The organism is Gimesia benthica, assembly GCF_009720525.1.
In the GTDB taxonomy this organism is placed as follows: Bacteria; Planctomycetota; Planctomycetia; order Planctomycetales; family Planctomycetaceae; genus Gimesia; species Gimesia benthica.
In genome coordinates this window covers 3,785,573-3,796,664 of record NZ_CP043930.1, presented here as the reverse complement: position 1 = coordinate 3,796,664, position 11,092 = coordinate 3,785,573, and the positions used below count along the sequence as shown (strand labels likewise).

The 11,092-nt window shown below is 56.6% G+C and carries 13 protein-coding genes; 5 read left to right on the top strand and 8 right to left on the bottom strand.

Annotated elements, in window-relative coordinates; genetic code table 11:
- Window positions 1-17: 17 nt before the first annotated feature.
- The 4 genes from F1728_RS14520 to F1728_RS14505 all read right to left on the bottom strand — a co-directional run bounded on the left by F1728_RS14520 (window position 18) and on the right by F1728_RS14505 (window position 3,359).
- Complete coding sequence (locus F1728_RS14520) at window positions 18-752, bottom strand: hypothetical protein (RefSeq protein WP_155364719.1); 735 nt, start codon at window positions 750-752, stop codon at window positions 18-20.
- A 129-nt stretch (window positions 753-881) separates the two neighbouring features.
- The gene (locus F1728_RS14515; RefSeq protein ID WP_155364718.1) at window positions 882-2,249 is read right to left on the bottom strand and encodes a hypothetical protein; all 1,368 of its coding nucleotides are present in this window, start codon (window positions 2,247-2,249) and stop codon (window positions 882-884) included.
- The gene (locus F1728_RS14510; protein WP_155364717.1) at window positions 2,230-2,751 is read right to left on the bottom strand and encodes an anti-sigma factor family protein; all 522 of its coding nucleotides are present in this window, start codon (window positions 2,749-2,751) and stop codon (window positions 2,230-2,232) included. The genes F1728_RS14515 and F1728_RS14510 overlap by 20 nt, the downstream gene beginning before the upstream one ends.
- Before the next feature lie 8 nt (window positions 2,752-2,759).
- Window positions 2,760-3,359: an RNA polymerase sigma factor gene (locus F1728_RS14505; protein ID WP_228030754.1), complete on the bottom strand. Its 600-nt coding sequence runs from the start codon at window positions 3,357-3,359 to the stop codon at window positions 2,760-2,762.
- Window positions 3,360-3,707: 348 nt separating this feature from the next.
- Here F1728_RS14505 and eboE point away from each other — a divergent pair, with 348 nt between their 5' ends.
- From eboE to F1728_RS14495, 3 genes are read left to right on the top strand one after another with little or no spacing between them, the layout of a single operon-like run.
- Window positions 3,708-4,874, top strand: a complete 1,167-nt coding sequence (gene eboE, locus F1728_RS14500) for a metabolite traffic protein EboE (RefSeq protein WP_155364716.1) — start codon at window positions 3,708-3,710, stop codon at window positions 4,872-4,874.
- Window positions 4,875-4,893: 19 nt separating this feature from the next.
- Window positions 4,894-5,118 carry an XdhC family protein gene (locus F1728_RS31655; protein WP_228030752.1) on the top strand — a complete coding sequence of 75 codons (225 nt, stop codon included), beginning with the start codon at window positions 4,894-4,896 and terminating at the stop codon, window positions 5,116-5,118.
- The gene (locus F1728_RS14495; RefSeq protein WP_228030749.1) at window positions 5,055-5,990 is read left to right on the top strand and encodes an XdhC family protein; all 936 of its coding nucleotides are present in this window, start codon (window positions 5,055-5,057) and stop codon (window positions 5,988-5,990) included. Before F1728_RS31655 ends, F1728_RS14495 begins: the two co-directional genes overlap by 64 nt.
- Before the next feature lie 37 nt (window positions 5,991-6,027).
- Here F1728_RS14495 and F1728_RS14490 read toward each other — a convergent pair whose 3' ends face one another.
- Window positions 6,028-6,387: a co-chaperone GroES gene (locus F1728_RS14490; RefSeq protein WP_145193397.1), complete on the bottom strand. Its 360-nt coding sequence runs from the start codon at window positions 6,385-6,387 to the stop codon at window positions 6,028-6,030.
- A 410-nt stretch (window positions 6,388-6,797) separates the two neighbouring features.
- On the opposite strand from F1728_RS14490, the gene F1728_RS14485 reads away from it, so the two are divergent.
- Window positions 6,798-7,223 (top strand): ferritin-like domain-containing protein, encoded by a 426-nt coding sequence (locus F1728_RS14485; protein WP_155364715.1) that lies wholly within the window; start codon window positions 6,798-6,800, stop codon window positions 7,221-7,223.
- Window positions 7,224-7,299: 76 nt separating this feature from the next.
- Here the strand turns inward: F1728_RS14485 and F1728_RS14480 are convergent, their stop codons facing one another.
- The 3 genes from F1728_RS14480 to F1728_RS14470 form a co-directional block, all read right to left on the bottom strand.
- Window positions 7,300-8,514, bottom strand: coding sequence for a cofactor-independent phosphoglycerate mutase (locus tag F1728_RS14480; RefSeq protein ID WP_155364714.1), 1,215 nt, complete (start codon window positions 8,512-8,514; stop codon window positions 7,300-7,302).
- A 170-nt stretch (window positions 8,515-8,684) separates the two neighbouring features.
- Complete coding sequence (locus F1728_RS14475) at window positions 8,685-9,212, bottom strand: hypothetical protein (RefSeq protein ID WP_155364713.1); 528 nt, start codon at window positions 9,210-9,212, stop codon at window positions 8,685-8,687.
- A gap of 29 nt (window positions 9,213-9,241) precedes the next feature.
- Window positions 9,242-10,051, bottom strand: a complete 810-nt coding sequence (locus F1728_RS14470) for a hypothetical protein (protein WP_155364712.1) — start codon at window positions 10,049-10,051, stop codon at window positions 9,242-9,244.
- 414 nt (window positions 10,052-10,465) lie between these two features.
- Here F1728_RS14470 and F1728_RS14465 point away from each other — a divergent pair, with 414 nt between their 5' ends.
- The gene (locus F1728_RS14465) at window positions 10,466-11,002 is read left to right on the top strand and encodes a hypothetical protein (protein ID WP_155364711.1); all 537 of its coding nucleotides are present in this window, start codon (window positions 10,466-10,468) and stop codon (window positions 11,000-11,002) included.
- The last annotated feature ends 90 nt before the right edge of the window (window positions 11,003-11,092 follow it).

Below are 11,092 nucleotides of genomic sequence, written 5' to 3'. Positions count from 1 at the left end.
CTGCCTGGAATAAGTGCCTACTTCGCTTTGTTGCCGAACAGCAGGATTTCATCAAAGTTGCCGGTATCGTCGAACGAACCGATGCCCACCTGTCCGGTCAGGAAGGTCTTGTCGGTCGCTGTCATCACTGGTTCTTCCATGTTGTCGAAATAGACTTTGATCGAACCCGTTTTGGTATCGCGGACGATGCGGGCGTGATGCCATTCGTCGTCCCAGTCGGTCCCCGGCGTCGTTTTGGTTGAGATCTTGGTGCGGGGCTTGTCGTTGACAATGAAGATCTGGTTGGCGTGGTCGTCGGTCTTCTTACCGAGATGCACGTAATAGAAATGGGCATCGTCCTGGTAATCGAAGAACAGGCAGAGGTCCCGGTGTCCGTAATCGGGAATGGTCGACTGCAGCTTGACGTCAAAGACGAAATCGCTGACCTTGATGCCTTTCAGCAGTGCCCGGTTGTAAGGCGAACGGACCGGCGGTTCGAACTTGCTGCGTTTCTTGAACAGGCTGAAGACATGGTTGTCCCCCTGCTTGATCATCTTCCAGGCTTTGTCGTCTGTAGGCAGCCAGTGATCGGAACTGCCCGACTGGAAGTTCTCGTGAAACAGTAAAGGCAGCCCCTGTATGCTCTGCGGGATCTGATCTTTCTCAAATGTCTTCAGTGGAGCCGGCTCTTTGGCCTCGACCGCGGTCAGGCACGCGCCGAAAATCGGCAGCAGCCCACAAGCCAGGCTGGTGATAAGGAGGGAACGCAACATGAAAATACTCCTGTCTCTGTGAAAGTCTCCGGCAGAAGGTCAGCACCAGAAATGCACCAGACGTACCGGATGAGTTCGAAAATCCTGATTCAGTTTCAGAATCTATCAGACAGGATCAGCAGCCGTTTTTCAAGCATCAGGCTGGCGATCGCGGGGACGTGGACGCTCGGCTCCCGGTTTCCGGTCCTCCGGCTCATCCTCCCGATTGCGCTCTCCCCGCCCGCCGGGACCATTCGGTCGGCGACCATTGGGATTCAGAAAGCGACCGCCGCGCGTTCCGCCATTGCGTTGACGGAATGGGCCTTCGATCACGCGGCCCGGATCTGCGCCAGCAGCCATCCTGGTGATGACCTGCATTGTCTCCCGGGTATTCTCACTCAGGCTCCGGCGGACATCCTTCGTCATATGATCCCTGAGGTACATGAATTTCAGCCGTTCCTGAAGTTCTTCAGGAGGATGCTTGAGCAGCTCGTCTTTGTCTTTACTGCTTAATGTTTCGAAGAACTTCTGCAACTGATCTTCCGGCACCGTCAGCTGATCCAGTTCATCGCGAACTGTCATGATCCACTGGTTCAACAGGCCTTTTGCCAGTACAAATTTTACCACACTCCGCTGGCGATCCGGTCGAATCATTTTCAGGTCGGGGCCATTGAACAGGTCCCCGCGGCGGTTGTCGGGGCCACCCCGCATGTCACCGGAATCCCGTATGGGGCGATACTGATTTTCCTCGAAGAGCGCGAACACCTTTGTGACGACTTCCTCTCCAGGCCAGTCAGCGTCAAGTTCTTCTGCTTTTCCCTTCTCCTGACGTTTGACCTGTGTCGCGGTCTGGAGCACGGCCAGCGAACGTTGAAATTCCGTTAACTCTGTTTTGGATTTCGGATATTTCACCGGTACCGGCAGACTCTTTTCGAGAGTGCTGATCATCTCTGCGAACAGCTCGGGGGAAGGGGGCTGAATACGGAACAGGGCCCGCATCACCGGATCCCGGCTGTCGATTTTCAGGATCTTGACGACTTCAAAATAATTGCGATAGCGTTGCCAGCGCGAGCTGTTCTGATGCTCCGCGCGGAACTTGCGGATAAGGGCCATGCGTTCTTCCGGGGTCTCCGCTTTCCGCAGGTCTTCCTGTTCCCAGGGAGAGAGGGTACGGACCCAGTCCTCGTAACACCGCATCACGCGGTTGAGCTCGGGGCGATCCTTGATGGCTTCATGAATTTTGCGGTAGCGGGCTTTTTCCTCGGGAGACAGTTTCTGGAACTTCTCGTAGTTGCGTTTGAGCTGCGCGCGTTCTGCAGGAGACATCGACTCGATTTTTTTGCGATTGTCCTGCTCCGTCTCTTCCGATCCCGCCGCCCCCAGCAGCAGCATCCCTGCGCAGAGCAGGGCCAGCGCCAGTCCGCCGGCGCGCATCGTCAGCAGACCTGTTCCCGAGTCAACTCCGGAACGGGCGGTGACGGTGCTGCCTGCCTGCGGTTTACTGCTGCGCGGTTTCATCGAAGGTCCCCGACTTTTTAAGTTCTTCCAGGAATTCCAGACTCTGCACTTCCGAGTAAGTGTCCAGATTCTCAATAAACGAGAGCTCCCTGATCAGCGGATCGGATTCGTCCGGCACCCACTGATTGGTAATCAGATATCCCAGGAAAATCGAACAGGCCAGCCCCGCGATCCAGCCGGCCGAGATCGCGGCTTTGCGGAGTTGTGCCCGTGTCTTTTTCGTCATGCCGAAACCGGATGGCTGCTGATCCTCAGCGGCCTGGACTTCCAGTTGAACGGTGCGGATGCTCGAGAGGGTTTTGTCGGTGAATTCTTCAGACGCCCTGGAGATCGGCAGACGATCCAGCATTTCCCAGGCGCGCTCCAGCCCATCGACGCGCGCACGAGTGGACTCATCGTTCGAGAGCGCCTGCTCGACTTCGATCGCTTCCTGCTCGCTGACCTCGCCATCGAGGTAAGCTACCAGTTTCTCGAGTTCCTGTTCTGTGATGTCTTTGCTCATCGCACGTCTCAACCGTTGATATGTTTTTCCAGTTGCACCCGTAAGTTTTCGCGGGCACGTGACAGTAATGATTTCACCGCCGCCTCGGACAGCTTCATCGCGGCCCCGATGTCGGCGTAACTCATCCCTTCAAATTTGTGTAACAGCACTGCCATCTGTTGTCGTTCGTTCAATGTTTCCAGTGCCTGGCGGACCACCGCCTGGGTCTCTTTGAGTCCGATTTGACGCGAGGGCATCATCCCGGATTTTTCCATTAACAGCTGCTCTTCCGGACGCATTCCCAGCGGGCCGGAATCCTGGGGATTGAGGGCCACCTCTCTGCGGCGTCCCTTGTTGCGGCGGGAGTTGCTGGCCAGATTGTTGGCGATGCGAAACAGCCAGGTCGAAAATTTCGCCTTCGGCTCATACTTGTCGCGTGATCGATAGATCCGCAGAAACACTTCCTGCGCCAGATCTTCTGCTGCCTCCTGATTGCCCAGCAAATGGCAAAATATGCCGACGATGCGGTCCTGGTATGCTGCTACCAGCTCAGTGAACGCACCTTCATCGCCGGCCTTGGCGCGCAGCATCAGCTGTACGTCAGGGTCCCGTAAGTATGGTGAATTCATGATCTCAGTAGTAACCACAGCTGACTTCAGGCTCCCCTCTATGAGGCCAGTTGCCCCACGTGTATTAAACACACAGCGTAACACAAAGTTTCTCTCAGAGTTTGGGAGAAACCCGCTTTTTAACTGTTTCGCTGCACGATTCTAACGGTTATCGTCGCTAAACCCGGCAGTGAACACAAGCTGTTCCCGAATGAAAATTGCATTTCGGAACCGCATTCCCTGCCGTAATTTATTTTAGCAGGTAGTCGCCCACAGTGGCCTGGTTATGATAAGATAGTGTTTTCCGACTGATTTTCTGACCTGGTTTCTCGCCTCCTGCCAGTCCCCTGAACCCGCCGAGGACGGTCCATGACGTTAAATTCGCTCCCTTTGAGTTATTGCACGAACGTGCATCCCGGCCTGACAACCGCGGAGATTCTGCAGAAACTCGATGAATTTACCCTGCCGATTCAAGAGCAGCTGGGATCACCACTGGCCGCCGGTCTCTGGCTGGCACAACCGGTGATTGAGGAAATCCTCTCAGAGCCAGAAGGCATCGACCGCTTCGCCGAACAGCTGCAGCAGCGCAACCTGACCTGCTACACGCTCAATGCGTTCCCCTACGGCAATTTTCACAGCGAACGCGTCAAAGAGAATGTCTACCTCCCCGACTGGACAGAGCCCGAACGGCTGGAATACACCAAAGGCTGCGCCCGCGTCCTGGCGGCACTGCTGCCCGAGGGAGTCGAAGGCAGCATCTCCACGGTCCCCCTGGGCTTCAAAGGCTTCGAGCATCCCCGCGACTTCAGTCAGCAATGCGTCGACCAGCTGATTGAGACGGCCGTCTTTCTGAAACAGCTGCAGGACGAAACCGGACGCACCATTCGCCTGGCCATCGAACCCGAACCGTTCTGCGTGATTGAATTCACCCACGAGCTGATCGTCTATTTCGAACGGCTCTACGAACGGGCCGCCGACAAACAGCTGCTGGGCGTGGTCCGCGAATTCATAGGGGCCTGCTATGATATCTGTCACCAGGCGGTCGAATTCGAAGACATCCCCGGTTCGATCCGGCAGATCACCCACGCGGAAATCCGCATCAACAAAATTCATATTTCCAACGCCATCGAACTCGTCGATCCCTGGAATAACGAAGCAGGTCGCACGCAGCTCGCAGACTACGCCGAGCCCCGCTACCTGCACCAGACCATCGGCAACCTCAAGAACGGCGACCTGTACCGCATCCCCGACCTCGACCGGGACTTCCTGCTCGATCCGCATCCCCGTCTGCAGGAGACCGAACGCCTGCGGGTGCACTTCCACGTGCCCGTCGACGCGCAGACCCTGGGCCCGCTGGGAACCACACACCGCGAACTGAGACAGGCACTGGCCACGGTCAAGGAACTCGACTACGCGCCGCACCTCGAAGTGGAAACCTATACCTGGGAAGTCCTGCCCGGCGATCAGAAACCATCACTGGTCGACGGATTGACGCGCGAACTGCAGGCCGCCCGCAAACTGATTGATTCGCTTTAATCAACTGAAGTCAACTATCATGCGTGAGCTATTACTCGAACTCGAACAGGCCGTCCAGCAGCAGAAACCCGTCTGCTACACCTGCCTGGTAGAAACCCGGGGCTCAACCCCGCAAAAGCCCGGGGCCGCCATGCTGATTTTCAGCGATGGTTCCCAGGTAGGAACGCTCGGGGCGGTTGTGTGGAAGCCGAAGTCAAACGCCGTGCACTCCGCGTACTCGACTCGGATGCCCCGGAAATCATGACTTTCCAGCTCGACAACGATTACGGCTGGGATGACGGCCTGATCTGTGGCGGACGCATGAAAGTGCTCGTCGATCCGGTACGCAATACTGATGACTTACAATACTTCCGCACGATGCTGCAGCAACTCGACGCAGACCAGGGCTGTACCGAAGCGATTGTCCTCAACCCCGAATCCGCCGAAGGCATTGCCGCAACCGATCGCTTCCTGATCAACGCGGATGCTGAGATCGTCGCTTCGCGGGGCAATCCCCAGCCCCCCGCACAACTGCAGGCCGGCCTCAAACCGATCCAGAATCGGCCCCGCCCGTACGTCAACGCGGGCATCGCCTATCTGACCTTTCACCAGACCTGCCAGCTCATCGTCATCGGCTGTGGTCATGTGGGACAGAAAGTCGCCGAACTGGCCAGCGATGTCGATTTCGAAATCATCGCCGTCGATGATCGCCAGGAATACTGCAACGCCGAACGTTTCCCCTCCGCGAAACAGCTCATCGTCGGCACCTTCGACACCACACTGGCCGACCTCCCCATCAGTCGGGATACCTTCATCATCATCGTGACACGGGGACACAACCACGATGAAGAGGCCCTGGGTTACGTGGCGCAGTCACCCGCCCGCTATATCGGCATGATCGGAAGCCGCCGCAAAGTCAAACTGATCTTCGAAGACCTGATCCGCATGGGCACGCCCCGCGAAGCCCTCGCCCGCGTCCACGCACCGCTGGGCTTCGACATCGGCTCACAGACGGTCCCCGAAATTGCGCTCAGCATCGTCGCGGAACTGGTCGCCTGGCGCAACCTGGATGAAGTGCCCGCAGCCTATCAGCGGACCAGCCTGGTGGAAGAACTGAAAACTCCCGATCCGGCCTGAAGCTTCAACTTCAAGCCGGTATGATCACAACAGCCGGTTACTCTTCCCAGTCGTCGGGATCTTCGAATTCCTGCTCTTCGGCCTCGAGGATTTCGTTGGTTTTGGCATCGCCGCGACGGAAGACAGCCACCACATCTTCGATGGGCACCACGTAGAGCACGTTGTCCGGTTCGAAATCGACGGGGATCGCTTCACTGGGGTTAAACAGGACCTTGTCGTACTTCTTGATCGGGAAATCATCGTCCCGCGCAATCTGCACGCTGATCTCCACCACCCGGCCGGTGATGTTTGGAATTTCCGCTTTGTCGGGGAGCACAATCCCCCCTTTGGTCGTCTGACGACTTTCATCTTTGCGGATGAGAATTCGCATTCCCAGTGGTTCAACCCAGTCTGACACTCATATCTCCCAGTCTAAAAATCAAAAATTCACAAACGCCTGTGGCGCTGAAGATTTACGAAAATAAGCAGTTCTGCCCCAGATCGCAACACAGACAGCCCTCTAATCATAGGCCATCTGCACCCCGAAAAGAACCCCGAAAATCAGGTGTCCGCCCCGGGACACACACGATTTGCCTGTAAGCGGGAAAGAAATCCGCGCCCGAACTCCCTTTCTCACACGCACATCCCTCCGATATCTGTGACTGAGCTCCGCCATCCGGGTGAAGTCACCACTCGAATTTCCGAGTCCCTGTTGCATCGCCGGTTGATAATGTAAAATGTACATCTATAAAGAAAGTAGCAGTCGCTCTGATTCACACTCTGGGAGCTGTATTCACAATTTCCCGTACTAATATTCAGGAGACCGACATGGATAAACAGACAATGATTGAGAAACTGAATGAAGATCTGGCGAGCGAACTGGCCGCCATCATCCAATACACCACCTATGCCGCCAAGGCCACCGGACCTTACCGTCCGCAACTGACTCAGTTCTACCTGGCCGAAGTCCCCGATGAACTGGCACACGCACAGTACCTGGCGAATAAAATCGTCGCCCTGGGTGGCGAACCGACCACCGTCGCCGGCAAGGTCAAAGCAGCGCAAACCAACCGCGAAATGCTCGAAGCAGTCCTCGCTGCCGAAAAAGAAGCGACCGCCGGCTACACCCAACGGGCAAAAGAAGCCGAAGAACTCGGCGATAAAGGCATGGCCGTTCAACTGGAAGACATGGTCCGCGATGAAAGCGGTCACGCGGAAGAAGTCGAACGCATCCTCATGGACTGGCCACTCTAAGCCAGACTCTGACAGAGCCTCAAGATTCAGACCCGTCCGCATTACTGCGGGCGGGTCTGTTTTTTTGTGTCGACTCTCAGTTGGTCAGGGTCCCAAAGAAAAACGGCATCAGCTGATGACCTTTGGGCAGCAGCAGGTTGCTGGCACCGGCGCTGACTTCGTCATACTTGTTGGACTGATCGGGACGCACCCTGGTTCCACAAATGCCGAAGGGCACATACCCGTGGCTGTGCGTTTTCGTTCTGAGGAACGTCGGATGATCGGGGCAAACCAGGATGCGATAGTCGCCCTGTTCCCGCAGATATTCGTGCACCGGCCCGACAATGTGCTGGTCGATATTTTCCAAAGCCTTGATCTTCTCATGCACTTCCCCTTCGTGGGATGCTTCGTCGGTTGCTTCCACATGCACCACAACGAAGTCCGTATTCTGCAGGGTCTCAATCGCGGCACGTCCCTTGGCGGCGTAATCGGTGTCGGTGTAGCCGGTGGCCCCTTCGACTTCAATCACATCCCAGCCCAGCAGGCGTCCCAGACCACGTAACAGGTCGACGGCGGTAATCACCGCGCCGCTCTTGCCGAACTGTTCCTGGAACGGCGTCAAAGCCGGGCGGCTTCCCTGGCCCCAGAGCCAGATCTGCGTCGCCGGCGGATTGCCGTCGGACCGCTTCTGATTCGCTTTGCATTTTTTGAACAGTTTCTTGCTGCGCTCCATCAGCTCCAGCAGCAGGTCGCTCCCCTTGCCCGAGGGTAAATCCTGACCCACCGGTTGATCGGTCAGATCGTGGGGCGGAATGGTCGTCGTCCCTTCATCGAAGGGCTGATCGTCGGCGTCTTTGGCCCGGTAGACGAGCAGGTTCCGGTAGCTCACCCCCTGGTGAAACTCCCACTGCGGATCGTCGGCGGTCGCTTCCTGTAACAGGCCGATCAGCTCCGCACCGACCTCGTTGGGCAGCTGAGATGCGGTGAAGCTGGCCATGTTCCCTTTGTCGATCGTCACGAAATTGCAGCGGATGGCCCAGTCGTGCGGACCCAGCTCGATTCCCTGGGCGGCCGCTTCCAGCGGGGCCCGTCCCGTATGAAAGACCAGCGGATCGTAGCCGAACAGGCTCATCGTCCCCACATCGCTGCCCGACGGCATCGACGCCGGCACCGTGTCGGTCCGGCCCAGAATACCTGCGGAAACAACTTCATCCATATGCGGCAGAAAGGCAGCCTGCAACGGGGTCTTGCCCCCTAATGCGTCCTGCGGTTCATCCGCACAGCCATCGGGAATTACGAGCACATATTTCATGTTTTTGGGACACTTACTCTCAGGCGGGATAGAAAAAGGAGTCAAAATAGACCTGTCTGGTCCTCAATATCCTGAATTTCCAGCCCGCCCGCAAGGTACCCACGCCACGAATTTCTGAACCCACTCCTATCAGACGTGCCTGTGACAGAATGACGATTTTCTTTAGCTTCCTACTCCTTCGGAGCAGGGTCCGATACGACGAAATCCTTGTAAGGTTCCATCTCCGCCGTGATGACCTCCCACGATTTCCCCATTTCGCGGAACTGGTTGAAGTCCTTCGGTTTATAGGAAAATTCGAGTTCCGGCGTTTTGATCTTGGCGTACCCCTTTTCAAAGCAGGAATGCATGGCGGCGTCCAGGGCCCCCGTCATCAACAACGTCCGCTCACAGGGGTACGGTTCTTCCTTGTTCACAAACAGATACTGAATCGCGTGCGAGAAGGCGCGGAACAGATTACGGTTGCCCCAGGGACCGGGGAAGAAAGTCGTCGCCTTCGGGGCCGGCTCCCCTTTGATCGAACAGGCGAAGTTCCAGCGAACCCCGTTGGAGCCAATCCGCAGCATCGTGGCCCGGAAGCCGTCTTTGTACTCGAGCAGAATCCCGTGCGGTTCGCGCGTCCCCTCACTGCCGATCGGATCGAACAACCCCCGCTTCGTATCGCCCAGCTCAGCCTGCATCGCGGCTTCGGCCAGCTTCATCGACCAGCGGCCCTCCTTACCCGCTTTGATCAGGTCATCCCCTTGAGGAACTGCACGCTCGAAATGCCGGTCTCGCCCCCTTTGCGGAACTCGACCATCGACTGCAGCACTTCCAAGCCGTGGATATCGTACTTCTCGATCGGCCCGCCATGAATGGAGACGGCGTCTTCGATCTCAGTGCCGTAAGGCAGCTCCAGCGGAATCGTCCGCTCCGCGAGGGGCACCGAACTGCCGACCATCATCGGGAAGCCGTGCTTCCGCGAGGTGTCATACATTTCGCGGGCCCAGTCCCAGCGGTAGGAAAAATGCTTGTCGCTGAAGACCGGCACAAAGCGGTCGGACTGTTCCATGACCTTGACGATCGCATCGAAGAACCGCTTGCGGGGATACTTGGTCTGCCCGTACTTCGTATCGGGATAGTCGCCGTGCTCGCCAATCGACAGAACGGCGTCGACCGCCAGTTCATCGCCGCCGTTACAGAGTGCTTCAGGGATCGTTTTGTAAATGGGAATGCCGAACTGCTTCGCGATGCCGCGGGAGAGATCGCGGTCGGTAAACTGATCGCCGTAGAAGGAAATCACATCGCACTGCGGCTCCAGCAGTTTGCCGTTAAACAGGTAAGGCCCCAGGAACGGATGCAGAATGTGATAGGCGTGCGACAGATAAAAGCACTGCGTATAAATGGCAGCGACCTGCGGTCGTTTCGTTCCGGCGGCAGCCTGTCCCGGATTCAACCAGTTGAGTCCCGCGGTCCCCGCCAGGGCGGCGGCTCCCAGTTTCAACAGATCACGGCGGGAGAGCGATTCAGACAAAGGGTGCGGCAGGTTCGCAGCGGACATAGGGAAGACTCCTGTGGTGGGAACAAGCGAGGCGAGAATCAGTCTCTCTATCGTATCAGATCATCCAGATCTCTCCACCCGTTTTTGGGGAGGGTGCGGATTTTTGTGGGGGAATTATTTGGGAGGCGAACTCAACGGTTCAGAATTAGATTTGACCAGAGTCCCACGAATGGACCGATACCATTTTTAAGTTTCGTTCCTCTTCCATGGCGTGCCATTTTATGGTTCCTGACACATTTTTCTATCCATAGCGCGCGAAATAAAACGTGTAATCCAAGCAACCAATAGTTACCATTGAATTTACTCCTATTGAAAGACTGCGCGACAGACTGACAGATTTGCAATCTGCAGGTATTACAATGGTCATTCTATAAACAAGTTCGTCCACAGAAGGCATCACACAAGGGGGACATTGTGACTCGGCAATTAATGACTATGATCGTCAGCACGCTGACTCTGGTTCCCTGCGCAGTCAAAGCGGAGGAGCAGACACCAAAGCAAGTTGCCCAACCAGAATCCAATCAGGTGTATGTCAAGATCATCATGCCCGCAGCCCCGGAGGATCGCGCTAAGGATCGACCCGTTGTCGAGTCTTGGATTGCGGAAAATCTCAAGAAACGCGGGCAGACCAGGTTCACCGCCGTGACCGGGTGGGTGCCTCTGGACCTTTCCCCCTTTGGATCAACGCACATCTGGGATGGTCGGAAACTGGACGATATATTGTATTGTCCCGTGGGCGCGGATATTCCTGAGCGGGCCGAGGGCCGCATCAAGGTACACCTTAGCGGGTGGAGTCCCGGCGGTGCATTCGCGACCGCTTCACTGACGGATGAACCGGGCAGCCGCGCGATCTTGGCAGTCAAAGAGATTCAGGTGGAACAAGGGATGCCCTACGTAGCCATCCTCATCAGTCCACCGGCAGAGAAACCCACCGCTCCGATCGACCGCTGACAGAAAAGGGGCAGAATACGGTTCCTGACACCTTTTATTCTTCCATGATCTCCAGCAAAACGAATTCACGAACGCGCGCAATTTCAAAAC